This window comes from Bradyrhizobium sp. 172 (assembly GCF_023101065.1).
GTDB classification, from domain to species: domain Bacteria; phylum Pseudomonadota; class Alphaproteobacteria; order Rhizobiales; family Xanthobacteraceae; genus Bradyrhizobium; species Bradyrhizobium canariense_D.
In genome coordinates this window covers 6,200,871-6,225,894 of sequence record NZ_CP064701.1, presented here as the reverse complement: position 1 = coordinate 6,225,894, position 25,024 = coordinate 6,200,871, and the positions used below count along the sequence as shown (strand labels likewise).

The 25,024-nt window shown below is 58.2% G+C and carries 15 protein-coding genes and 5 pseudogenes; 6 read left to right on the top strand and 14 right to left on the bottom strand.

From position 1 onward, the window contains the following. Positions 1-55 precede the first annotated feature (55 nt). The 4 genes from IVB07_RS29830 to IVB07_RS29815 all read right to left on the bottom strand — a co-directional run bounded on the left by IVB07_RS29830 (position 56) and on the right by IVB07_RS29815 (position 5,084). Positions 56-856: a glycosyltransferase family 2 protein gene (locus tag IVB07_RS29830; protein ID WP_247766803.1), complete on the bottom strand. Its 801-nt coding sequence runs from the start codon at positions 854-856 to the stop codon at positions 56-58. A gap of 52 nt (positions 857-908) precedes the next feature. Then, complete coding sequence (locus IVB07_RS29825) at positions 909-2,201, bottom strand: hypothetical protein (RefSeq protein ID WP_247766802.1); 1,293 nt, start codon at positions 2,199-2,201, stop codon at positions 909-911. Between the two features lie 150 nt (positions 2,202-2,351). After that, the gene (locus IVB07_RS29820; protein WP_247766801.1) at positions 2,352-3,533 is read right to left on the bottom strand and encodes a glycosyltransferase family 4 protein; all 1,182 of its coding nucleotides are present in this window, start codon (positions 3,531-3,533) and stop codon (positions 2,352-2,354) included. A 108-nt stretch (positions 3,534-3,641) separates the two neighbouring features. Then, entirely contained in the window at positions 3,642-5,084 is a 1,443-nt protein-coding gene (locus IVB07_RS29815) for an undecaprenyl-phosphate glucose phosphotransferase (protein WP_247766800.1), read from the bottom strand. A 362-nt stretch (positions 5,085-5,446) separates the two neighbouring features. Here IVB07_RS29815 and IVB07_RS29810 point away from each other — a divergent pair, with 362 nt between their 5' ends. The 4 genes from IVB07_RS29810 (at position 5,447) to IVB07_RS29795 (ending at position 10,340) form a co-directional block, all read left to right on the top strand. Beyond that, positions 5,447-6,391: an ABC transporter substrate-binding protein gene (locus IVB07_RS29810; RefSeq protein WP_247766799.1), complete on the top strand. Its 945-nt coding sequence runs from the start codon at positions 5,447-5,449 to the stop codon at positions 6,389-6,391. A 746-nt stretch (positions 6,392-7,137) separates the two neighbouring features. Next, the gene (locus IVB07_RS29805; protein ID WP_247294388.1) at positions 7,138-8,112 is read left to right on the top strand and encodes a GDP-L-fucose synthase; all 975 of its coding nucleotides are present in this window, start codon (positions 7,138-7,140) and stop codon (positions 8,110-8,112) included. 29 nt (positions 8,113-8,141) lie between these two features. Next, positions 8,142-9,338, top strand: a complete 1,197-nt coding sequence (locus IVB07_RS29800) for a glycosyltransferase family 4 protein (RefSeq protein ID WP_247766798.1) — start codon at positions 8,142-8,144, stop codon at positions 9,336-9,338. A 15-nt stretch (positions 9,339-9,353) separates the two neighbouring features. After that, complete coding sequence (locus IVB07_RS29795; protein ID WP_247294384.1) at positions 9,354-10,340, top strand: NAD-dependent epimerase/dehydratase family protein; 987 nt, start codon at positions 9,354-9,356, stop codon at positions 10,338-10,340. A gap of 74 nt (positions 10,341-10,414) precedes the next feature. Here IVB07_RS29795 and gmd read toward each other — a convergent pair whose 3' ends face one another. The 4 genes from gmd to IVB07_RS29775 form a co-directional block, all read right to left on the bottom strand. Further along, positions 10,415-11,506, bottom strand: a complete 1,092-nt coding sequence (gene gmd / locus IVB07_RS29790; RefSeq protein ID WP_247766797.1) for a GDP-mannose 4,6-dehydratase — start codon at positions 11,504-11,506, stop codon at positions 10,415-10,417. Positions 11,507-11,698: 192 nt separating this feature from the next. Further along, positions 11,699-12,241 carry a transglutaminase-like cysteine peptidase gene (locus IVB07_RS29785; RefSeq protein WP_247767812.1) on the bottom strand — a complete coding sequence of 181 codons (543 nt, stop codon included), beginning with the start codon at positions 12,239-12,241 and terminating at the stop codon, positions 11,699-11,701. 205 nt (positions 12,242-12,446) lie between these two features. Further along, complete coding sequence (locus tag IVB07_RS29780) at positions 12,447-12,854, bottom strand: hypothetical protein (RefSeq protein WP_247294371.1); 408 nt, start codon at positions 12,852-12,854, stop codon at positions 12,447-12,449. A gap of 1,290 nt (positions 12,855-14,144) precedes the next feature. After that, positions 14,145-15,170 carry an IS110 family transposase gene (locus IVB07_RS29775; protein WP_247454925.1) on the bottom strand — a complete coding sequence of 342 codons (1,026 nt, stop codon included), beginning with the start codon at positions 15,168-15,170 and terminating at the stop codon, positions 14,145-14,147. Positions 15,171-15,385: 215 nt separating this feature from the next. On the opposite strand from IVB07_RS29775, the pseudogene IVB07_RS29770 reads away from it, so the two are divergent. Further along, positions 15,386-15,757, top strand: a pseudogene (locus IVB07_RS29770) (transposase); the annotation flags it as partial. A 213-nt stretch (positions 15,758-15,970) separates the two neighbouring features. Here IVB07_RS29770 and istB (IVB07_RS29765) read toward each other — a convergent pair. From istB (IVB07_RS29765) to IVB07_RS29755, 3 genes and pseudogenes are all read right to left on the bottom strand, one after another. Further along, positions 15,971-16,838 (bottom strand): annotated as a pseudogene (gene istB / locus IVB07_RS29765) (IS21-like element helper ATPase IstB). 20 nt (positions 16,839-16,858) lie between these two features. Next, a pseudogene (locus IVB07_RS29760) lies at positions 16,859-17,163 on the bottom strand (IS21 family transposase); the annotation flags it as partial. Positions 17,164-17,414: 251 nt separating this feature from the next. Beyond that, positions 17,415-18,440, bottom strand: a complete 1,026-nt coding sequence (locus tag IVB07_RS29755) for an IS110 family transposase (protein ID WP_247454925.1) — start codon at positions 18,438-18,440, stop codon at positions 17,415-17,417. A gap of 215 nt (positions 18,441-18,655) precedes the next feature. On the opposite strand from IVB07_RS29755, the pseudogene IVB07_RS29750 reads away from it, so the two are divergent. Continuing rightward, positions 18,656-19,027, top strand: a pseudogene (locus IVB07_RS29750) (transposase); the annotation flags it as partial. A 213-nt stretch (positions 19,028-19,240) separates the two neighbouring features. On the opposite strand, the pseudogene istB (IVB07_RS29745) reads toward IVB07_RS29750, so the two are convergent. The 3 genes and pseudogenes from istB (IVB07_RS29745) to IVB07_RS29735 all read right to left on the bottom strand — a co-directional run bounded on the left by istB (IVB07_RS29745) (position 19,241) and on the right by IVB07_RS29735 (position 24,996). Further along, a pseudogene (istB, locus tag IVB07_RS29745) lies at positions 19,241-20,108 on the bottom strand (IS21-like element helper ATPase IstB). Continuing rightward, positions 20,035-21,432 carry an IS21 family transposase gene (gene istA / locus IVB07_RS29740; RefSeq protein WP_247766796.1) on the bottom strand — a complete coding sequence of 466 codons (1,398 nt, stop codon included), beginning with the start codon at positions 21,430-21,432 and terminating at the stop codon, positions 20,035-20,037. Before istA ends, istB (IVB07_RS29745) begins: the two are co-directional and overlap by 74 nt. Positions 21,433-21,630: 198 nt before the next feature. After that, on the bottom strand, positions 21,631-24,996 hold the full coding sequence (locus IVB07_RS29735) for an adenylate/guanylate cyclase domain-containing protein (RefSeq protein WP_247766795.1): 3,366 nt from the start codon (positions 24,994-24,996) through the stop codon (positions 21,631-21,633). Positions 24,997-25,024: the final 28 nt, after the last annotated feature.

The following is a 25,024-nucleotide window of genomic DNA, read 5'->3' as shown; positions in this document are numbered from 1 at the left end:
GCGCTTGAAACAAAGCCTTGCTACTATTGCGAACTAGTCGACGTCGTTGGGCGCGTTAGTGCTGAGAGTATCGTCGTTCGGTCCGAATTATCCATTTCGAGAGTTCGAACCACATATACATGACGGAAAAGACCAATCCCTCGCGGCCGTCCCGGAATCCTCCCTTTATCATGTAGTGATAGGCGAACCGGATGAGTGGCCTAAGAATATTATCGGGTATAAGCAAGCTCAAGCGCATTCGAGCGGTAGTCGCTTCATTCACCTGTTTAACTTGGCTTGCTTCAAGTCTTGCGAGCGAGATGTGCTTAACAAGCCATTGGTCAACTCCGTGGCTAGTAATGAAATGCTTGTACGGAATGTCGAGGTGGTAAGTCTTCAGATCCTTTGTCGCGTCGATCATTTCGCCATGCCCGGATTGATTCTGAGAGAATCGCGCGCGCGAGGTTCTCGCGATGCGAGGATGGTATATCGGATAACCGGGTGCATATCGTAGCGGCTTGCCATTCAGGTAAATCGTTTGAGAAACGTAAATTACATCGCTCTCGGAGGGGTAGGCCCGGCTTTTCACGAAATCAAAAACTGCCGCGTCAAACATTTCATCTGCATCGATGAATATCAGCCACTCATACGTAGGGCCGAGCGTGTCGAGTGCGAAATTTCGTTGGTCGGCGAACCCGCTCCATGTTCTTTCTATAACTTTCGCTCCCAGAGATTCGGCAATCTCCTTCGTGCGATCTGTGCTTTCAGAGTCTATTACGTAAACGTCACAGTGCTGCTGATGATGTTGGATGCATTTTCCGATATTGATCTCTTCGTTTCTTGTAAGGATTACGATTGCTGTCGGATGGTCGTTCATTGTGGGCTCGCTCGCAGATCGGCTTTACATCGGCTGTGTCGAATATCCGGAGTCATCGCAGCCCACCTGCTCCTGGCGTCGGTCCAAGCGAGGCAGCTACCAATCGTCGCACAATAGAAAGATTTCCTGCAATGCAGATGCAGGAAAATAACAGACTCGAAGAAATAGACGAAGTTATTAGGGCCGTTTCGATGTCGTTTGATGCAAGCGTCCGCTGCATGAGTAAATGGAGTCCGAAAAGAATTGTCGAGAAGGTCATCGCCAGATTGAGAATCTTCAACGTGCCAACCGAGACGCAAAGCCACTCGCTCACACCGGAGAGAAAAGTTAGGGCAATCGACAGCGAGAGCAGTGTGTACCAGCGTGCGTCAAAGTGTAGATCGTGCGTTTGCGTGTAGAGGTGGACCGCTCCTACTATCACCAAGCCGTAAAGCGCGAAGTTCAAAGCGCTAACTAGAGTGGTCATCCGGAATACTCTCAGCCACTGATCTGGAATGTGATCGCTCGAGATATTGTATATGCTCGATCGCATTGAATCGAATACGATCAATGTCACAATTGAAGCGTTGGCTGCGGCGAACGAATACACTGTGTAGCCGGGGGCTGATGACGCCTGTGGACTAACGATTAGTCGACCAGAGAGATTTTGTATCCAGACGCAAAGAGGCAGGAGCGAGAATTGCAGGGAGAATGCCATCGCTCCAAATGCGAATCTCGAGTCAATCCAGAAATGTCGAGCTCCAGAGAAGAGTTGATATTTGTCTCTAAACACGATGTACCCTATTACGCTAACCAATAGCGACGCTGTCGAGATGGAAAACAAAAATTGGTCAAAGGTGATGGACCTGGTGAAATATCCAACTCCAAATAGACCGCCAGCCGACAAAAGGCGGATCACGCCGGTCATGCCGAGGTAGTAGGAATTGTCTACGGACCTCGCGGTTGTTACGAAATGCTCCGATGCGAGATAGAGAATTATCGAGCAGGCGATGGAAACGCTAAGCAGATTTGCGGCGATGCTCATCGGATTGCAAAGCACGTGGACGATCAAGCTGATCAGAAGGAGTATGATACACTGAAGAGACAGTACGGAGGCTGTAACTGGAATGTATCGGTATTCGCGAGTCTCTTTGCCAGTAAAGATGAGCCGTCCGTGCGCGAATGCGGTGCTGAAGAATAGTACGTATCCGATCAGCATTTGCATGGACGTATACTGGCCAAAACGAACAATATCCGATTGGCCGCCGTAAGCGAGAAGCGCAAGAAGAAAGAGGAGTGATTGCCCTTTTGTGGTGAGGGCGATTACGGCCGATGCGATTGCTCGAACAAGGCGCTGTCTGGTCATCTGTCGACCTTAGGAGAAGCTTCAGAATGTGGACGCCCACGGCGACCAAGGCGTAGCTGGCGCTGGAAAAAGTGCCGCCGGGTAGAAGTGGAGGACTTTCGTCTGCGATTGCTCAATTGCTGTTCGATGATCCGTGGACCACGAATCGCCTCACGTGCGGGGCGTCTTGCCTCGTGTATTTTGCTCAACGAGGCTGAGGAAACGATCGATTTCGCTGCCTGAGGCTTTTCGGTCGAAGCTCATTGCATATTCTCGGCAGCTTGTGGGATCGGCCAAAGGTTTCGCAGATTCACGAAGGGTCGCTAGCGTGTCCACTATTTCATGATCGTTCTCGGGAAGGTAAAATCCGACCCCCCGTTCTTCGAGGTCGCGCCAAGCAAGACGAGAGCTGATTAAGACTGGACGTCCAACAGCCAGAGCTTCCGGCACGACGTTGCCGAAGTTCTCGCGTAGCGTCCCCTCTAGTCCCGAGGGCAGCACAAGGGCGTCTGAGCTGCCAATCAGTTGGAATACTTCGGATCGGCTTCGCTCGCCGAGAAAGGAAAAACGCGGATCGTTGCCAAATTCCCCAATCAATGTACGACCGTATTCATCATCATGCCCCCCAATGACTTGCAGAAGATCGCCATTGCGAGCGAATGATTTCCAGATGGAGCTGAAGCGATGGATGCCTTTGTCTTTGTGCAGGCGGCCCACAAAGGTCAATCGAAGTTCCTTGGTGCGTGTTTCTTGCGCCCCAATGAGGGGAATAGACGAAATGTCCTGATAATTTGGAGTAATGAGAATCGTTTTCTGGAAGATTCTCCTGGCGTTCGTAGCCTCGAACTCCGACGAGCAATTGAGGAAACATGCTCGCTTCAGAAAAGGCAAAATTGCGCCTTTGAACAAAAGCCACTTGAGGTGCTTTGATTTGAGTTCGCGCAAGCGATCTTCAAGTAGACCACCATGAGCGTGGAAAGCGAACGGCCGACGACAAAGGTACGCGCCGATAGCGGCTAAAGTGGTTGGCCATGTCATGATACCGGCGGAGTAGACGAAATCAGCTCGACGAATTTGTCGCAGTATGGCCGGTACTGCGGCCCAGCTGAACGCGCTCTTATCTAAATTGCTCGCAGAATAGAGCTCGACATAATCGGCAAAGTGTAGGTCGTCGTGGCTTATATGCCCTTTTTCCCGGCACGCATCGCTGGTCACGACGTTCAACTCGGCCTGACCGCGAGAGGCGAGGAGTTCGAAGAAAGTGCGGGCTGTAACAGCAACTCCGCCCCAGCCTCTCGCGGGTAAGAGATGGGTCGCTACCGCGAGAAGTCTGATTTTTTTTTCACGCGACATAGCTTTTTGGCGCCTCAGAGTAATTTGTGCATGCTTATGGGAATTTAGTCTCGACGGTTGCTCAGCACTCCAGTTTGCACCGAGTTCGATGGTGGCCGTCGAAAGGAATCAATAGGCGTTCGGGGCGCGCATTCCCGTCAGCGCGGTTAGAAAGATTACCTTTAGATCCAGAGCAATGCTCCAGTTGTTGATGTACCAAAGATCATACTCCACGCGCTTCTGCATCAGCTCGAGCGTCCTGGTTTCTCCGCGATAACCATTAACCTGCGCCCAGCCGGTGATGCCAGGCTTGACGTGGTGGCGGAAGGCGTAGTTGCCGATGATCTGCTCATATTCGGTGTTGTGGGCGGCCGCGTGCGGGCGCGGGCCGACCAGCGACATCTCGCCCTTGAGCACGTTGAAGAGCTGCGGCAGCTCGTCGATCGAGGTCTTGCGCAGCCATTTGCCGATCGGCGTGACGCGCGGGTCGTTCTTCTCTGCCTGCCGAATCGTCGGGCCGTCCTCCAGCACGCGCATGGTGCGGAACTTGAAGATCTTGAACGCGCGACCGCCGAAGCCGTGGCGGGTCTGGCGGAAGAACACCGGGCCTTTCGAGCTCAGCTTGATCAGGATCGCGGTCACCAGCATCACCGGCGCGAACACGAAAAGCGCAAGACTGGCGCCGACGAGGTCCAGCGCGCGCTTCAGCGCGCGCTCCTTCCAGGACAAGGGCGCGCGGCGCAGCTCGGCGGTGAAGGTGTTGCCGGTGCCTTCAAGCGGATAGCGCAGGAAGCGCGCCGTGTTGGCGTCAGGCACCAGATGCACCGGGAGCGGCAAGATCTTCAGCGCGTCCAGAATGCTGTCGATCGCGTGCTGCCGGCTCCAGTTCATCAGCAGGAAGACGTGCTCGATCCGGTTCTCGCGCGCATACGCGACCATCTCCTCGAAGCGCGGCGCCTGCGAGGACAGCAGCAGCGGCGAGGCGAGGTCCTTGGCCGGGATCTCCATCACACGCATCAGGCGGTAGCCGTGCTGGCCGAGCTCGTCGATCGCGTTGGAGGAGGCCGCAAGGCCGAACTCGGCGATCATGATCGCCCGTCCGTTGGCGAAGGCGCCGGTGCGCAGGGCCCGCGCCGTCCAGCGCGCTGCGGCCGTCCTCCAGGCGAGGAGGAGGGTGAGGCCGACAAGATAGAACGAGATGGCGGCGCCGCGGGAGAGCTCCTCACTGATCTTCATCGTGAAGGCGATCGCCAGCAGCGCGCCGAACAAGCCTGTCCACGTCGCCAGCGTCATCCGGAACGTGCGCGGCAGGTTGGTGAGGGCCTTGAGACGGTAGCCGTGCTGCACGGTCGTCAGAAGGATGAAGTTGATGGCGACAAGAACGCTCGCCCCCGCATAGACGTCGGCCTTGCCGACGACCCCTGCGCTCGCCAGGAGATAACCGACCGCGCAGCCAATCCCGCTGATCACGACCAGCGCCGCATCGACCACCGCTACTAAACCTTCCACAATCACAGGGCGCAGCCAGCTCGGTGCAAAACCTGTAGAAGCCGCAACGGCCGGCTCGACCACACGAATTTCCGTCGCAGAATCAGCCACCGGTACTGGTCGAGTGGAAAGAATCGTCATCCTGCCAAACCCACTGACTCAAAATTCATTATCCGAACACGTCGTGCTATCGGTCAAAATCGCTGCTAGAACAAGGCGAAGGAAAAATTAACCTTACCCCACAAGCTGCATTGTAGTCCATCTCGCCTCGACTGATATGTTAAATTTCACAACCCGTTAGGAAGATCTCGTTGCCTCGAACCCAGTCCCGGCGGCGGACCCGGCCGAGAGGAAAGCGCTACCTCGCCATTGGCCTTGCTGTTGTGGCCTTGGTCGGAACCGTGCTGCTCCTTATTCGCCCCGACGCGGCCCCCCTCCGAGCTCCGATGACTTCCGAGCCCGTCGCGGTCAAGCTCCTCCTCGACGGGCCATATCGCGCGCGGTTTGCCGGCGAACTCGCTGCATCGAAGCAGGGATATTTCTCCTCCCGCATTGAGCTGGCTGCCCAACCCGACCCTGACTTCGTCCAGACGATTGCACACCAACATGCCATCGGGGTGACGAGTGGCCAGAAGTTTCTGCTTTCGAGCTGGCGCGGCGTCCCCGTCACGGCCTTCGCGGCCAGCTTTCTCGATACCTCGGTTGCGATCTTCACGCTCGAAAGCTCGGGATTGCGGCGGCCGGTTGACCTGGTCGGGAAACGGGTCGGGTATCGCAAGGCGAGCGAGGGAGAGGTCGTCTTTGATGCCATGATGGCGCAGCTCGGGCTTCCCCGCAGCCAGATTACCAAGGTCCTGGACCGCGACAGCTTCGATGCTCTCCGGGCGGGAGAGGCGGATGCGATCATTGCCCCGACCGACGAGCAGCCCGATCCCTCCAGTCCGACTTTCGTCAAGCTGAACGTGATCAAGCCGCAGGACTACGGCATCCATGTCCCAGGCCAGGTCTATTTCGCGAGCAATGATCTCATCCATGACCAGCAGTCCGTGATCGCCGATGTCCTTCAGGGCCTCATTCGAGGATGGCAGTTTGCCTACGGGGACTATGCACGGAGCGTGCCCGTTCTCGCTGGCGCCGGCCCGGCCAGGCTGAACTCCGAGCGGCTGAGATTCGAGTTGCAGCAGTTGCGCCCGCTGGTACTGCCGACAGGCGGGCGTATCGGCGACTACGACGAAAGCCGCTGGCGGACGCTTCGGGACATCCTCCTCTTCGCCAACCTAGGCGAGAAAGACGTGCCGCTCGCTCAGACGGTCAACTACCAGTTCCTTCGGGATGTGTACCGCCGTTCACCGGACCTCGCCACCCCAGGCGCCTGGAGTGGGGAGAAATAGAACCAATAAGCCACACCCGTGCGCCATGTCGTTCTGAAAGTCCGTCGGCCGCCCGGCATGAGTTGCATTTCCACCGGTGGCCTTGGTAAAGTTCGGTTCACTATTTGGGCCAATCGCGGAGTGGCTTATGCATCGTGACGTTGGTCGGCTGGGGGCTGACAAGCGACTCGGGGATCAAATCCGCAGGGCAAGGAGCTTTTTGGGATGTTTAAGACGTTGATGCGAGCGGGTCTTTTGGCCGCAACTGTTAGCTTTTCCGCGGCGAGCGGAGCGAGCGCCGCGATGCAGATGCCGGCACCTGCGGCCTTGCTTACGGGTGAGGGCCAGGTGACCCCTATTACCTTCTGGGCGCAGCCTTATCCGTATCGGTATGCGCCGTGGCGCCGTTGCCCGCTGGTGCGGGTCGAGACGCCCTATGGCTGGTATATGGATCGGGTCTGCGCGCCTCTCGGTCCTGTCCTGCGCCGGGCGTACTGAGGTTGAGCTAACAGGCGGCGTCTGCCGTTTTTCGATGATGTCTAAAGGCAGCCGCACAGCTGATGCGGCTGCCTTGCTCGTTTTTGTTTCATTGTGTGCTGACCTTTTGTGCGCGCAGCGCAGGTTCACCATGAATATCTTTGTCAGACCGGGACAGGCTGTCGCATGGTGAAGATTGTGTTACCAGACTGCCCGGGCTGCATCGGCAGCGTGATTGCGTAGTGCGGCGGCCGCCGGATGATCCGGCCAAGCCGCTGGTAGAGGATACGATGGCAGGGGTTTCAACCTACGATCTCACGGGCAAACGTGTCTTCGTCGCGGGTCACCGCGGCATGGTCGGATCAGCCGTCGTCCGCAGGCTTGCGTCAGAGAACTGCACTGTCCTGACGGCCGACCGGCGTGAGCTGGACCTCACAAGGGAAGAGCCAACGCTGAAATGGCTCGAGGCCAATCGTCCAGAGGTGGTGGTTCACGCCGCCGCAAAGGTTGGCGGTATCGCAGCCAACAACAATCTCCCGGTCGATTTTCTCTGCGACAACCTGGCGCTGGAATTGAGCGTGATCCGCGCAAGTCACATGGTTGGCGTGCAGCGCCTACTGTTCCTTGGCTCGTCCTGCATCTATCCCAAACACGCCAAGCAGCCGATCGCCGAAAGCGAATTACTGACTGGGCCGCTTGAGCCGACCAACGAGTGGTACGCTATCGCGAAGATCGCCGGCCTCAAGATGTGCCAAGCCTTTCGTCGGCAATATGGCGATGACTTCATTTCGGTGATGCCGACCAATCTCTATGGCCGTGGCGACAATTATCATCCGGATCATAGTCACGTTCCGGCGGCACTGATCCGGCGCTTCCACGAAGCCAAGCTCGCAAAAGCACCCAGTGTCGCCGTATGGGGCACCGGTACGCCGCTTCGTGAATTTCTCAACGTCGAAGACTTTGCGGACGCGTGCGTTTTTCTTCTGAAGAATTATTCGAGTGACCTGCCGATAAACGTCGGTAGCGGAGACGAGTTGTCGATCGCAGACTTCGCAGCGGCTGTAGCTGATGTTGTCGGCTACGAAGGTAAATTGATTTTCGATGCGTCCAAGCCCGACGGCACGCCGCGCAAGCTCCTCGACAGTTCCCGCGTTCGCGAACTTGGGTGGGCGCCAAAGACCCCCTTGTCGGTTGGGCTGGCTGTTGCTTATGCAGATTTTCTCGAGATGGGTGGACGGAACATGCGTGTTGGCGTCCAAGCTTAGAGCTCTGCCCGTTCAGAAGAGATATGCAAGTGATCAAGAATATCCTCTATCTTTCCCCGTATTTTTGGCCTGAAGAGATCGGATCTGCGCCATATTGCACGGAGCTTGCGATTTGGCTCCAGGAACACGGATTTAAAGTTCGTGTGGTCGCTTTCCGCCCACACTACCCAACAGTTGAAAAGTTCGGCGACTGGCTTGATGGTGGGCGGGACGAGGAGAGTCTGCACGAGATAAAAATATCTCGCATTCCTGTAAGCGAGCGAGGTGCGGGAGGCTTCAAAGAGCGAGTAAAGAACGACTTTCGCTTTCTGCTTGGTGTGCTCAACCGGGCTGTTCGCCGCCAATTTGGAGCCACTGACATAGTGGTCGCTTACGTGCCCAGCATTCTAACGGTGTTCGGAGCGTTAGTAATCAAGCTGCTTTCAGGAGCAAAGATCGTTACGGTTGTGCACGATATTGAGAGCGGTTTGGCTCGTTCTCTCAAGATCGCCACCAGTCCGGTATTGATTTCGCTAATGCAGGTGGTCGAGCGATTCGCGCTCAATCGGTCCGACCAGATCGTTGTCTTGACCGACGGCATGAAAAGTGAACTTCAGAAGCTTGGCTGTAAGAAGCCGATTTCTGTGATTTCAATTTGGGCGACTCCTTCACGGGAGGCGCCGATGCCGCATTCGCCGCCAGTTTTGATGTACTCTGGAAATTTTGGAAAAAAGCAGAACCTCGATCAGCTTTTGCCTTTGATCAAGCGGCTGTCGGTTGAGCGTGGTGACGTGAGAGTGGTCATGCAGGGAGACGGCTCGGAAAAGCAGCGCATTGCTCGGCTGTTTCAGGACGCCGGCATTGCTGATGCGATCTTTTTGCCGCTGGCAAGCAGCGAGAAGTTCACGGAAAGCTTGCAGGCGGCCAGCCTCCATATGGTCCCGCAAGCGCTTGATGTTGCGAATTATGCGTTGCCGTCGAAGCTATTTTCGATCATGGCGGCTGGGCGTCCTTATGTTTGTATCGCAGAGCCAAGTAGTCCCCTGGATGTTTTGACCGAACGTTCCAAGGCAGGGATATGCGTTTCCCCTGGCGATGAAACCGCATTGTTTGAGAGCGTTGTTACTCTCATCGACAGCAGGGAGGAATTGGAAGCAAAGGGGCAAAACGGTCAGTCTTTCGTGGCCGATTGCATGAACAAGCAGGCTATTATGGGTCAATACTTATCGGTGATTGAAAAGGCATGACCTTAGAAGGTTGTTATGAAAATTGACAAACGAATTGCTGTTGTTTTCGGGGGACACGGATTTATTGGGTCGCATCTAGTTCGAGCCCTCATTGAGTCTGGTGACTATTCGAGGGTGGTAAGCGCCGATATCGCGCCTCATCCAAGATTCGAGACGGTTGGGGTCGAGTATGTCCATTGTGACGTCCGATATCCGATTCCTCCTGAGTTCGTTCCTGACGTGACGGATATCTATAATCTCGCGGCCGTCCACGTAACTCCAGGTCACGACGATTGGGAGTACTATTGGACAAATGTTTCTGGTGCCTTGAACGTAACTGATTATGCCCGTCGGGCTGGTGTCAGTGCTTTGCTTTTCACTAGCTCGATATCGATATACGGGCCAAGTGAAGAGGAAGTCTCGGAGTTGTGCCAACCAAATCCCGAGAGCGCATACGGCAAATCGAAGCTCTTGGCTGAGCGGGTACACGAAGTCTGGCAGCGCGAGGGCGTTGATCGGAAGCTTGTTATTGTTCGGCCTGCTGTCGTTTTTGGCTTTCAGGAGCGGGGTAATTTTACGCGATTAGCTAGAACTCTGGAAAGAGGAACATTTTTCTATCCCGGCAGGCGGGATACGAAGAAGGCCTGTGGCTACGTCAAAGACCTCGTTGCGTCGTTTGAATTCGCGCTAAGGAGCGATGAGAAGCTTATTACTTACAATTTTGCGTTTGATGAGCCAGTTACGACTGAAGGAATTTGCGCCGCATTTCGGGATGCGGCGCACTTACCTAAGCCCGTAGGCACGATACCGTTGCAGCTGATCCTTCTTGCGGGACTTCTCTTCGAAGTGCTTTCGAAGATCGGCATCAAAACTTCTGTTAATCGAGCTCGCGTGATGAAGTTGTTTCGGTCGACAAACATAGTGCCGCGAAAACTTCAAGAAACTGGTTTTGTAAGGAGGTTCGATCTTGTGAGCGCTCTCCAAGATTGGCGCTCATCTTCCGCGCTGGGGCGGTTCGAGTAGAATTCTAGGCAAACGGTTCGGCAGGCTCGCAAGCGGCGGTCACAAGGGTGACCGCCGCTTCTTTCTATTATTGCCTATTCATGACGTGGGAAATACCTAAAGCCGTGCTGCTTGATGAGTTCATCTCGCTTTGCAGATTCAAGGTCTTCTTTCATCATCTCGCCCACAAGACTCTCGAAAGAGGTTTGCGGCTGCCAGCCAAGCTTTTCCTTCGCCTTGGACGGATCTCCAAGCAAAGTGGCGACCTCAGTCGGCCGGAAATAACGCGGATCAACCGAGACCACGCATTTTCCGTTTGCAACATTATAGCCCTTCTCGTCGACGCCGGAGCCTTCCCATCGGATCTTCATGCCGACTTCGCTCGCCGCGACGTTGACGAAGTCTCGCACCGAATGTTGAACGCCCGTTGCGATGACGAAATCTTCCGGCTTTTCCTGCTGCAGCATCAGCCACTGCATCTCAACATAGTCGCGCGCGTGTCCCCAATCGCGCAACGCATCGAGATTGCCGAGATAAAGCCGTTCCTGCAGACCCAAATGAATCCGTGCCAAGGCGCGCGTGATCTTTCGGGTCACGAAGGTCTCGCCGCGGACAGGAGATTCGTGGTTAAACAGAATGCCGTTGCAGGCGTACATGCCGTAGGCTTCACGGTAATTGACCGTGATCCAATAGGCGTAGAGCTTGGCAACCGCATACGGGGAGCGCGGATAAAAAGGCGTGGTCTCCTTTTGGGGGATCTCCTGAACCAAACCGTAGAGTTCAGACGTTGAGGCCTGGTAGAAGCGCGCCTTCCTCTCCAAGCCTGTAATGCGCATCGCTTCAAGGATGCGCAACGTGCCAAGGCCGTCGGAATTCGCCGTGTACTCGGGTTCCTCGAAGGAAACCGCAACATGGCTCTGCGCCGCGAGATTGTAGATCTCGTCTGGCTGCACTTGGCCGACGATGCGGATCAAGCTCGAGGAATCCGTGAGATCGCCATAGTGAAGCCGGAAGGGCGGATTGGGCTCGTGTGGATCGAGATACAGATGGTCAATGCGGTCGGTATTGAAAAGGGAGGTTCGACGCTTGATGCCGTGGACCTCGTACCCCTTCTGCAAAAGAAGTTCAGCCAAATAGGCGCCGTCCTGGCCGGTGACGCCCGTAATCAGTGCTCGTTTCTTTGTCATATCAATCCCAAAATGAAGATTTGTGCTTACACGAAATTGACTTCATTAGGGAGAGTGAAACCGAGCAAAAATCAAGCCTAGATTAACGGCCTACTCGGTCCCATCGGGATGCTCCGGAATCTGCGTTATGGTTACTCTGCGCCTGCTTGCCAACGTGAAGGATACTCGCGAGGCATGTGCTTCGAATTCCTGCTAGAAAGCGCCAACTTCGCGCGTCCAATGCTGGGGATCAGTTCCCGGTTCCGACCGCACGAGGATGTATCGGTCCAGGGCATCCACGAGCGGCGTGATTACCGGACTTAGATTGTCGAGTACAAGGACCGCTCTTCCCTCGCGCACAAGAAGTACAAGGTGGTGCTCTCCGGTTGCCCGAATGATGACCTCTGCGAGAAGAAGAACCGAGCTGGGCCAACCCGATCGAAGCAATAGATGGCGCTTGGTAACGGCATAGTCGCCGCAATTGCCCTCGGAAGGAAATATCTGCCATTCCGCGTCACGTCGGCTTGCGAGCAGATCCTTTGGCGCTATGCCGAAATTCACCGTCGAATTGATCTCAGCGAGTTCTCGCCAACGCTGAATTGAGGAGCGGAAGTCTCTGATTCTGCGATCGTCGTGGCGTTGGCAGTCCTCCGGATACTGGACGCAGAATTGTGAGAATGACAGCGGCGGAGCCACTGCTTGAGATTCGTAGCTTGAATAAGCTGGCTGGCTGCAAACACAATACGTGGCCAGCATGCGGAGAGCATGTCTGATCATTGAAATTCGCCTGATCATTCCTGATTGCTTGGACGAACTATATTGGGTTGCAGTGGAGGTGCTATGACAATTGTGAGGCAACTCATGCTCAATTGTGGAGCAGTGCGCTGGGCAATCTGGACCATAAGATCGTTGCCGGATGAAGCTAACGTCGAGGCAAGGTCTCGTCAGGAAGACCTTTTCGCTAGAGCTTGACGCCGCTTGGCCAACCTTTGCGCTCCGCAGGATTGGCAAGATCAGCCATTTTTGAGCGCCGAAAGTTGTTAATCTCTTTCAGCATCATTAGGCGTCGAAGCTGTGCTCCGTTCAGGGGCGATTCAAACAGCACGAGGATATCGCGCGCTTGAACATAGACTTCCATGCTGATCTCATGCTGATCGAAGCCGTACGATCGCAGGCGGGCCTCGATATCGAGCGCAGCAGAAGGATCTAGCTGCCAGTCCCGTGCGTTATCGATCGTGTAGATTTCAGCTACATCCTGAAAGTCCAGCGCAATGCCGGCGACATCAATACGCCGCAGCGTCATCTCGATTGCTTTTTGACGGCAAGTATTCAGAAGTCTATGCCGCACCACGCGATAGCCGTAACGCACTGCGCGACTCTGAGAGCGTTTAAGTAGCAGATATCACATCGGGAGGACGTTTATGAAACGCCACCGGTTCAAACAGATAGGACGCTAGGCCAACGACTCCTCGGGCGCGGAACGTGAAGACCTTTTGACGAAGGCCCACGTGCGATATCGCCGCCCATATTGATGAATGGCTTTCCTTTCCCGGATTGCAGGCGCGGAAGTAAGGCGTATGCTTCTAACTGATTTGCAAACTGAGGGAGGTGCACTTGGCAGCCGACCTGGTTTTTAAAGTTGCCATAATAGGGCTAGGTGTATTTTCGACGGTTCTAGTCTCTATGTTGTACTTCAATCTGTAAAGGCAGAGGCTGCGCCTCGGTGCGCGATCTCGTTGGTTCAGCCCGCAAGCGACGTCTGCTGGTAGTCCATGGCGTCTGTTAATGCGGTGCAGCTATATGTCTGTTCATAGGGCAGCCCGGCAGTTCGCAACCGAGCGCCCGACCGACACCTTTGGCCGCAGCGGACTCCAGTCCATCGAAGGGGAAACAACCAATTAAATAATTTAATTGCGTTAAAATTTAATGTGCTTATAATATAATCCATGATAGGCGCTTTGATCATAGGGACGCTACTGGCCGGATCGCTGGCCCTCGTCAGCTTGCTGGTCATTTATCCGTCGCTTACCTGGTGGGTCGACGAATAGAACTGCGAGATCGGGCCTAGGTTGACGGGAGTGGCGGTCACGCAATGGTTGGTAAACGGCACGCTAAGTTCACCTTTGAGCCACGATCCCGCCGCAACGCACCTGCATCCTCCGCAAGGGCGTCTCAGGAGACTTCATGGAAGAGATCGCAATCACGTTCGTCGCCGTCGCCTTTCTCGCCCTTGCCGGCCTCGTGGTCGTGGTCAAACCATCGCTGAGCTTTTGGCAGAACGACGAAAGCTAACGATTTTCTGTCCTGCGACCAAAGCCCGCGTATTGTTGCGGGCTTTTTGCTGCCCTGAAGGAGTGAACGTCATCGGTTCTTGCGAGGTGCGGCTTGAGCAGGGAGCTCTTTGGCATTCCCGCTTCTGATGCTGTTGTCTAATCGCTGCTGAGGCGTCAAGCATATAATTTCGTTCAGGGGACACTGCCGGGTGCATGGTTGTCTTCGCGGTCGGCATTAGCCGCCGCATGAGGGAGCTTCGCAGGACGAGCCTTCAATGTGGACGACGCACTTTGCTGAGTCAGCAGTGCAACAGCATCAGCGGAATGGCTCGGCTCACGTCTCGGCAGGGACACCTTGGGCGTTCGGGTTCTGAACGCGATCGGGCTTATGCGGTGGCTCCGGCATTCGGATTGAAGAGTTCGCCAGTCTTAAGCATCGTATGCATTATAACCGCCAGTTTGCGCGCCACGGCCACGGCAGCTCTTTTGAAGCCAATCCTCTCCCGGAGCTTCAGACCCCACGTGCGCAGAGTGCTGTCGGTTGAGCTGCGCGTCAGAATGACCGCAGCCGCTTCGTACAGAAGCCCTCGCAAATGGTGGTCGCCCCGTCGGGATATATGGCCGTCATAATCGACTTCTCCGGATTGGTAGCGGCGCGTTGTCAGGCCGATCCAGGCGCCAACAGATCGGGATTTCCTGAAGTTGTCCGGCCTCTCAATGGCTGTTGTGAAGGCGGTTGCGGTGATCGCACCGATGCCGGGAATGGACATAAGGATGCGGCAAGCCTCACTCTGGCGCGCGTCCTGGACCAACTGGCGTCCGAGTTCGGCGGCGCGGATGCGAATGCCACGCCAGGCTTCCAGCATCGGAAGCACGATCGATGCAAGTCCGTCCTGATCGGCAAGAAGGCTCCGGACGTTCTTCTCGAAGGTGCTTCCCTTTCCGGCAGAAACGACCAGACCGAAGGTTTTCATGACGCCGCGGATCTGGTTGGAAAGCTCGGTAGTGATTCGGACCAGCCGCGTCCGCGCTGCGACAAGCGTGCGGGTCAGCATGCTGTCGAATCCCTTCACACGCACCTCACGAAAGAAGCCGACTTCCGCGAGTTGCGCCAGGCCATCGGCGTCGTTTGCGTCCGTCTTATTCGCCGCCATATCGAGCGCCGCTTTAGCATGGCGCGCATCGATGCAGATCGCCGGCAAGCCTTCGGCGCGCAGAGAATGATAGAACCACACCGACAGCGGTCCGGTCTCGAATACGACGCGTTTCACGGATGGCGCCCGCTTGCGGATGAGCTCGGCTATGATTCTGGGATCAGATGCGCACTTGCCGCGCCAGATCCGTTCACCTGCTCGGCGGATCGAGACTGACGTCTCTTTCATCGACACGTCGAGACCGATATATTCTTCCATGGCTGTTCTCCATTCGATGCTTGGGCCCGGCGTCCGGTCGTGAGCCCGTATTTCCATCCTATCGGGGAACAGCCACCAGCTTCCATTGTCGGTTGACCCGGCTTGAGGGGCGACTCGCTCCCGCGATTACCCCATGTGGACGGCTCCTCCACGGGCACGAGAGTGCCAAAAGACTGGGCGCCGTTTAAGGCTCCCACGATTCGGAGGAGCAAACTATGCAGTCAGATTCAACGATTGGTCTGGATATCGCGAAGTCGGTCTTTCAAGTGCATGGGGTCGATGCAGCCGGCCAAGTGATCATACGCGGTCAGCTCAAGCGCCGCTTCGTGCTGTCCTTCTTTGAGAAGTTGCCGCCGTGTCTAGTTGGGATCGAGGCTTGCGCTTCATCGCACCATTGGTCCCGCGAGCTGCAGGCGTTGGGACATACGGTGCGTCTGATGCCTCCGGCCTATGTGAAGCCCTACGTCAAGCGGCAGAAGAACGACAGCACCGACGCGGAGGCTATTTGCGAGGCGGTCACAAGGCCCAACATGCCGTTCGTGCCGACCAAGACGAACGAGCAACAGAGCTGTCTGATGCTTCATCGCGTACCATCAGCGCATCCAAGTGATCTTGTTCCATCGATCTGAAGACGCGCTGGTACTCTGCCTCGTTAAAGCCCTTGCCCAGCAGAGCAGCCCTCAACGAAATACCTGCTCTTTTTGGCGCTTCTCGCGCTGCCGCGCCCTCTTGGGTCTTGCCAGTACGATCGCGAGTGCGGGCCCGGGTGTCAAACGCCATCCGGAACTGCCCCCTTTGCGTCATGTAGAACTGCCCCCACCATCGGGATTATGATCTCGGTGAAGGTTGTTTCCGCCGGTGACGGGCCGGAGGGAGGCGGAGCCGACCGGAGGGTCGTCACCGGCGGTCGGCGTTTTGATGAGGCCGCTCCTGCGCTTGGCGCGGAGCCGGTAGCTGTCGCCGCGGATCGTCAGCACATGGCTGTGGTGCAGGAGCCGGTCGAGGATCGCGGTGGCGACCACGGGATCGGCGAACACTGTGCCCCATTCGGCAACGCTGCGGTTGGACGTGATCAGCATGGCGCCGGTTTCGTAGCGCCGGCTGACCAGTTGGAAGAACAGATGCGCCGCGTCAGGTTCAAGTGGCAAGTAGCCGAGCTCGTCGACGATGAGCAGCTTTGGCTTCGACAGCGCGAGCAGTTTCTCGTCCAGGCGTCGCTCGCCGTGGGCCTTGGCAAGACCTGCGACCAGCGTCGTCGCCGTGGTGAACTGCACCGTGTACCCGGCCAGGATAGCCTCTCGCCCCAGCGCGATCGACAAGTGCGTCTTGCCGACGCCGGGCGGCCCGAGCAGCAGCACATTCTCGCCGTTGGCGATCCAACGTGACGCGGCAAGATCGCGGATCTGCTTTGGATCAATTGAGGGCTGCGCCTCGAAGTCGAAGCCAGCAAGCTCCTTCACGGCCGGGAAGTGTGCGAGCTTCAGCGCCATCTCGATGCGGCGATGGTCCTTGCGTGCGATCTCGCGCTCGCACAGCAAGATCAGCGTCTCACGCGCCGACAGGCTTCGCGCGCGCCGCCTCGTCGAGCAAACTATCAAGCTGATCGCGGATCCCGGAGAGCTGCAATCGCGCCAGCATGGCATCTAGCGGATCGGTCGTCGCTTCCATTACCTTTTTTGCCCGCGTCATCAGAAGCGTCCTCCGACCACGGCTTCGTATTCGGCAAGAGGACGTAACAACGACGGCGGTGAGGACGGCGCCAGCACCGCCGCGATCTCCGCCCGGCGGACCGCGCCCTGCGACCAGCAACACCATCGAGATGGGCGGAGTCGACGATCCGCAGCCGGCGCCCCTCCGGTTGCTTGTGCACTGCTACCTGGTGCAATCCATGGCGGATCCGCACTTCGCCGGCCGCGATCGTTACCGCCACGCGCTCGCCAATCAGGCGCCACGGCACCGAGTAGCTGTTCGTGTCGATCTCGACGGCGCAATCATTGCCGACGACGCGGGTTGTCTAATCGCTGCTGAGGCGTCAAGCATATAATTTCGTTCAGGGGACACTGCCGGGTGCATGGTTGTCTTCGCGGTCGGCATTAGCCGCCGCATGAGGGAGCTTCGCAGGACGAGCCTTCAATGTGGACGACGCACTTTGCTGAGTCAGCAGTGCAACAGCATCAGCGGAATGGCTCGGCTCACGTCTCGGCAGGGACACCTTGGGCGTTCGGGTTCTGAACGCGATCGGGCTTATGCGGTGGCTCCGGCATTCGGATTGAAGAGTTCGCCAGTCTTAAGCATCGTATGCATTATAACCGCCAGTTTGCGCGCCACGGCCACGGCAGCTCTTTTGAAGCCAATCCTCTCCCGGAGCTTCAGACCCCACGTGCGCAGAGTGCTGTCGGTTGAGCTGCGCGTCAGAATGACCGCAGCCGCTTCGTACAGAAGCCCTCGCAAATGGTGGTCGCCCCGTCGGGATATATGGCCGTCATAATCGACTTCTCCGGATTGGTAGCGGCGCGTTGTCAGGCCGATCCAGGCGCCAACAGATCGGGATTTCCTGAAGTTGTCCGGCCTCTCAATGGCTGTTGTGAAGGCGGTTGCGGTGATCGCACCGATGCCGGGAATGGACATAAGGATGCGGCAAGCCTCACTCTGGCGCGCGTCCTGGACCAACTGGCGTCCGAGTTCGGCGGCGCGGATGCGAATGCCACGCCAGGCTTCCAGCATCGGAAGCACGATCGATGCAAGTCCGTCCTGATCGGCAAGAAGGCTCCGGACGTTCTTCTCGAAGGTGCTTCCCTTTCCGGCAGAAACGACCAGACCGAAGGTTTTCATGACGCCGCGGATCTGGTTGGAAAGCTCGGTAGTGATTCGGACCAGCCGCGTCCGCGCTGCGACAAGCGTGCGGGTCAGCATGCTGTCGAATCCCTTCACACGCACCTCACGAAAGAAGCCGACTTCCGCGAGTTGCGCCAGGCCATCGGCGTCGTTTGCGTCCGTCTTATTCGCCGCCATATCGAGCGCCGCTTTAGCATGGCGCGCATCGATGCAGATCGCCGGCAAGCCTTCGGCGCGCAGAGAATGATAGAACCACACCGACAGCGGTCCGGTCTCGAATACGACGCGTTTCACGGATGGCGCCCGCTTGCGGATGAGCTCGGCTATGATTCTGGGATCAGATGCGCACTTGCCGCGCCAGATCCGTTCACCTGCTCGGCGGATCGAGACTGACGTCTCTTTCATCGACACGTCGAGACCGATATATTCTTCCATGGCTGTTCTCCATTCGATGCTTGGGCCCGGCGTCCGGTCGTGAGCCCGTATTTCCATCCTATCGGGGAACAGCCACCAGCTTCCATTGTCGGTTGACCCGGCTTGAGGGGCGACTCGCTCCCGCGATTACCCCATGTGGACGGCTCCTCCACGGGCACGAGAGTGCCAAAAGACTGGGCGCCGTTTAAGGCTCCCACGATTCGGAGGAGCAAACTATGCAGTCAGATTCAACGATTGGTCTGGATATCGCGAAGTCGGTCTTTCAAGTGCATGGGGTCGATGCAGCCGGCCAAGTGATCATACGCGGTCAGCTCAAGCGCCGCTTCGTGCTGTCCTTCTTTGAGAAGTTGCCGCCGTGTCTAGTTGGGATCGAGGCTTGCGCTTCATCGCACCATTGGTCCCGCGAGCTGCAGGCGTTGGGACATACGGTGCGTCTGATGCCTCCGGCCTATGTGAAGCCCTACGTCAAGCGGCAGAAGAACGACAGCACCGACGCGGAGGCTATTTGCGAGGCGGTCACAAGGCCCAACATGCCGTTCGTGCCGACCAAGACGAACGAGCAACAGAGCTGTCTGATGCTTCATCGCGTACCATCAGCGCATCCAAGTGATCTTGTTCCATCGATCTGAAGACGCGCTGGTACTCTGCCTCGTTAAAGCCCTTGCCCAGCAGAGCAGCCCTCAACGAAATACCTGCTCTTTTTGGCGCTTCTCGCGCTGCCGCGCCCTCTTGGGTCTTGCCAGTACGATCGCGAGTGCGGGCCCGGGTGTCAAACGCCATCCGGAACTGCCCCCTTTGCGTCATGTAGAACTGCCCCCACCATCGGGATTATGATCTCGGTGAAGGTTGTTTCCGCCGGTGACGGGCCGGAGGGAGGCGGAGCCGACCGGAGGGTCGTCACCGGCGGTCGGCGTTTTGATGAGGCCGCTCCTGCGCTTGGCGCGGAGCCGGTAGCTGTCGCCGCGGATCGTCAGCACATGGCTGTGGTGCAGGAGCCGGTCGAGGATCGCGGTGGCGACCACGGGATCGGCGAACACTGTGCCCCATTCGGCAACGCTGCGGTTGGACGTGATCAGCATGGCGCCGGTTTCGTAGCGCCGGCTGACCAGTTGGAAGAACAGATGCGCCGCGTCAGGTTCAAGTGGCAAGTAGCCGAGCTCGTCGACGATGAGCAGCTTTGGCTTCGACAGCGCGAGCAGTTTCTCGTCCAGGCGTCGCTCGCCGTGGGCCTTGGCAAGACCTGCGACCAGCGTCGTCGCCGTGGTGAACTGCACCGTGTACCCGGCCAGGATAGCCTCTCGCCCCAGCGCGATCGACAAGTGCGTCTTGCCGACGCCGGGCGGCCCGAGCAGCAGCACATTCTCGCCGTTGGCGATCCAACGTGACGCGGCAAGATCGCGGATCTGCTTTGGATCAATTGAGGGCTGCGCCTCGAAGTCGAAGCCAGCAAGCTCCTTCACGGCCGGGAAGTGTGCGAGCTTCAGCGCCATCTCGATGCGGCGATGGTCCTTGCGTGCGATCTCGCGCTCGCACAGCAAGATCAGCGTCTCACGCGCCGACAGGCTTCGCGCGCGCCGCCTCGTCGAGCAAACTATCAAGCTGATCGCGGATCCCGGAGAGCTGCAATCGCGCCAGCATGGCATCTAGCGGATCGGTCGTCGCTTCCATTACCTTTTTTGCCCGCGTCATCAGAAGCGTCCTCCGACCACGGCTTCGTATTCGGCAAGAGGACGTAACAACGACGGCGGTGAGGACGGCGCCAGCACCGCCGCGATCTCCGCCCGGCGGACCGCGCCCTGCGACCAGCAACACCATCGAGATGGGCGGAGTCGACGATCCGCAGCCGGCGCCCCTCCGGTTGCTTGTGCACTGCTACCTGGTGCAATCCATGGCGGATCCGCACTTCGCCGGCCGCGATCGTTACCGCCACGCGCTCGCCAATCAGGCGCCACGGCACCGAGTAGCTGTTCGTGTCGATCTCGACGGCGCAATCATTGCCGACGACGCGGGTCAGTTCAAAAAAGGATCCAAACGACGGCTGCCGGCCGAGCGGCTTCAACCGATGTATCTCGTCACGCGCGAAGCGGATGATCGGCGCCTCGCCGGTCGTGCCGTGGATACGAACGTTCGCAACCTCACGCTCCCATCTGTCGAGATGCGCCTCGAATGCTTCCCAACTTGGGAAGGAATGACCGGCGATCGCGTTCTTCTTCAGGTAGCCGACGCCGTTCTCCGTCTTGCCCTTCGTGCGCGCCCGATATGGCGCGCAGGCGCGAGGACGGAAGCCCCAATGTTTTGCGAACGCTACCAGCTTGTCGTTGAACTGAACCGACCGGCTCACCGCGTCGTGGCGCACGACAAGCACGCGTGGATTGTCCATCAGCACTTCCTCCGGCACACCGCTGAAGGTCGTGAATGTGCTCTCGAGCCCGGCGAACCAATGCTCCTGCCTCTCGGCCCGGAACGCACGCACATGGAGCCGTCGCGAGTGTCCAAGCGTTGCCACGAACACGAATGCCTTGACTTTCGTCCCTCCGATCTCGACCAGGCGCTCCCCGAAGTCGATCTGCAGCTGCCGGCCCGGCGGCGTCTCAAACCGAGTCGTCGCCAGCGCCTCCGCCTTCAGCGCCTGCCGATAGGGCTGCACCGCGCGCTGCAGCGTCCGCCGGCTGACGGCCACGCCTTTGTCCGCCAACAGGTCCTGGCGCACCACGTCGGCATTGCCGCGATGCCGAATGAGCCTCTCGCGCAGCCAACCCTCAAGGCCGTCGAGACGCTTCGGCCGCTTAGGCGACTTGAATGGCTTCACCCTGCCCGCCGCCACGTAGTCCTTTACTGTGTGATGGCTGCAGCCCAGCTGCCGCGCAATCCGCTTCACACCCCACCCGCACGCCCTCAGGCGCATCATCTCCGCCACGTCATCCGGCGTCTTCATCACCTGCCCCCGTGGATCATTCCACGCCGAGCTTTCAGCGATTCGTTCCCGCTTCATTCACTCTCTCCTCAGCCATCCGAGGAGGGGGCAATTCCTCGTGACGCTGAGGGGGCAGTTTTCCATGGCGCGCGACACCCGGGTGCCCACCGACAACCAATTTAGTTTTCCAGTTTGCGCGAGCCTCAGCAGAAGCTTCGGTCCACCGGAAGCCCCGGACCATGCGAATGGTGCACCGCTGAACACGTGACGTTAAACTTAAGCGATTTCCTCCAAGAGTGCTTTGGCAGAACGAAGGTCTGATGTTTCCAACCCTTCCGTAAACCAGCCGTAGACGGGACCAAGGAGGCCTCTCGCGTCGGCCTTCCTGCCCTGGTCGCGCCAAAGCCGAGCCAGACTCATGGCCGCACGTAATTCAAAGGATTTCGCGCTTTGGCTTTGAGCAATCTTGAGCGCAGCTTGCAAGTAGTTCTCGACCTCCTCAGCTGGAGCACCACGAGTGCGATGCAGTTCGCCCTCCATGTATGCAAGCTCCGCCTCCCACATATGTTCTTCGTTGCGCGCAGCAATGGCCTTCGCTTCGGCCAGGGTGGCCAGCCCGTTTTCGTCGTCACCTAACTGGTGGTGCATCGCCGCGAGCATCCACAAGTACCGGACCTGGTACCAACTGGCTCCGAGCCTGGCCCTCTCGTTCAGACTGAGGCGCATGAGCGCCAAGCCGCCCTCCACGTCACCTTCTTGGGCCATTGCCCAACCCCGCAGGATGAGACCGCTCAAGCGCCAATAATTCAAACTGTGCTGATCGGCGAGATCGATGATGGCTTCAGCGTGCGCATGCACACCCGCCACGTCACCCATCAGCTCCGCAGGCCCCGCTCCGCCATAGACCTGCACGTGCGCCGTAAGGTTCGTTTGATTTAACTCCGCAGCGTATTCAAACGCCGCGCGGCTGGCCCTCTGCGCCTGTTCGGAATAGCCAAGTATCCAAAGCACGATCGCCAGGTAGGGTAACGCCGAGGCCTTCGGATCATGTACATAGTGGACAGGTGGCGGCCGATGCGTATCCGGCTGATAGCGCCTCACGATCGCTTCGAGCTCTAAGCGCGCCGTAAGAAAGTCGCCGGCGTGCATGGCGGTGAGCGCCGCCAAACGATGCGTAGCTAGTTTGAGCGCCGTGTCCCCGGTGCGCTCGGCAGCGCGCTGGGCCTCTGCGACAAGGCTCTGCATGGCACCAAAGTCGCCTCGCACGAAGTGGAAAACAAACTTGCCGCTAAGGGTGGCGAACAAGGCATCCGTGTCATCGAGTTCATAGCAGAGCGCATGGGCCCTGCTGAAGGCCGTGCCAAGCTGCGGCGCCGTGTATCCGTGAATGGCAATCAGCGGACCTCCGATCGCCGTTTGCAGGGCGAGTTCCTGGCGATCGCGCTCCGGCCCTTCTGGATTCGACTTGAGTGCATCCAGCCCTCTTGTGAGATGAGCGATCGCCTCGAGATTGGCGGAACGCCCCGCGGCAATCCGGCCCGCCCGCAGCCAATAGCCGACCGCCTTTCCCGCCAGTCCCCCCTGCGTGAGGTGCAAAGCGATCGTCTCCGGCTCAGCTTCTGCACGGGCAGGATAATGTTCCTCGAGAGCTGCAGCGATGCGAGCATGGATCTGCTGCCGCTTGCTCTTTAAGAGGCTCTCATGCGCGATGTCTTGGACCAGCGCATGTTTGAAGCTGTAGCCCGTATCCGGAGGTGCTCCACGGCGGAATATGAGTTCCGCTGTCATTAGATCATTGAGAGCACGCTGCAGCGCGTGTTCGTCGAGCGCCGTTACCGATCTTAGAAGCTCGTGTCCGAATTCGCGCCCAATGCATGCCGCGATCTGGGCGACTTCCTTTACCGGCGCCAATCGATCGAGGCGCGCCATCAACGAGTCCTGGAGCGTCGTCGGGATCGCTAGGGGCGGCAAAGGACCAATCAACTCATAGTAGCTGCCCCGGTCTTTGAGCAGCCCGGATTCGAGGACGGCCTTGGTGAGTTCCTCGACAAACAGCGGCACGCCATCAGTTTTAGCCAGAATCTGCTCAAGCACCTCTTGTGGAAGTATTTTGCCGCCAGTGATCCGGTCAACGACAGTCGCCCCTTGCCTGCGGCCTAGTCGGCTTAAAGAGAGCGCCGTCACGTGCCCATGACCTGCCCAGCGCGGAACGAACTCAGGCCGGAAGGTGATGATGATCAGAATCGGGAGTTGCTGCACTTCGTCAACGGCCCGGTCGAGGAGTTCGAGCATGGTAGGGTCTGCCCAGTGAACATCCTCGTAGACGGCGAGCAGCGGCTGCCTTGCCGCCAGGCCTTGTATCTGCTCCAGGAGAGCCTGGAACGTTCGCTCCTTCTTCTGGTGTGGGCTAAGTGCAAGTGGCGAGTATCTCTCCCCCGTCGGGATTGCCAGGAGGTCCGCAAGAACCGGCGCGCTCTCATGCACGTCGTTTGTGGCAAGAGCGAGCATGGCCTCGAGTTTATCGAGCTGTTCTTCGGGAGCGTCCTCCCGTCGTATTCCTGCTGCCCGCTCAAGGAGCCCAATGACAGGATACAAGGCGGTGCTGGTATGGAACGGAGAACAGAAATGGCTCAGTGGCGTGTGCGGCGCACCTGCGAGGTGGTCGCGCAGCGCCCGCACGAGCCGGGACTTGCCAATGCCTGCTTCGCCGCCGAGCAGGACAATCTGTCCCTCTCGCTCTTTCGCCTGCTCCCAGCGCTCCAGGAGCAATGCAAGTTCTTGGTCTCGTCCGACCAGCGCGGTCGTTGCCATGCCGTGCTGGGCGTCGAATCGACTCTCGGCTGCGCCCTCACCACTGACAAGCCAGGCCTGCACCGGCTCCGGGAAACCTTTGAGCGGCACTGTGCCGAGGTCCTGGTAAATGAAGGCTTCGGCCAGCAGGCGGCGCGTTGACTCGGCGATCACCACATCACCGGGCTCGGCCAGACTCTGCAGTCGGGCAGCCAGGTTCGGGGTTTCGCCGATCACGGCGCGCTCGCGAGCCTCTCCCTCGCCTATCAGTTCGCCGACCACGACGAGACCGGTTGCAATGCCGACGCGCGCGGCAAGCGCTACACCGCCCGGCTCGGTAAGGGAGGCGACCGCCTTGGTCACTCGAAGCCCGGCGCGGACGGCACGCTCCGCCTCATCTTCATGCGCCCGCGGCCAACCGAAATACGCGAGAACGCCGTCGCCCAGGAGCTTGGCTATGTGGCCTTCGAACCGGGCGATCTCGCCCGCCACGGCGTTGTGGTAGGCCTGCATGAGGTCACTCAGCTCCTCGGGGTCGCGCCCTGAGGCGAGCGCGGTGGAACCGACCAAGTCGACGAACATGACCGTAAGCTGCCGACGGTCCGCCTCTGAGGGCAGTGACGGCCTTGTACGTTCAGTTGGCTCACCAGCATCAGTGGCGACGGAAGCGATCGATGACATGCGCGCCTGAATCGCTTTCAATACGGTCTTGCGCGGCCCGAGCGGCAAGCCGAGTTCTCGCAGATCGGCTTCAGTCAGGTCTTGCAGGACATCAGGCGTGACTTCGGCTTCCTGGAAAGCGCGAGTGTAGCGCTCCAGCCCAAGACTGCGAAGCCATTCGGCTATATCCACGCGACGTCTCCTCGCGCGGCGCCAAGCG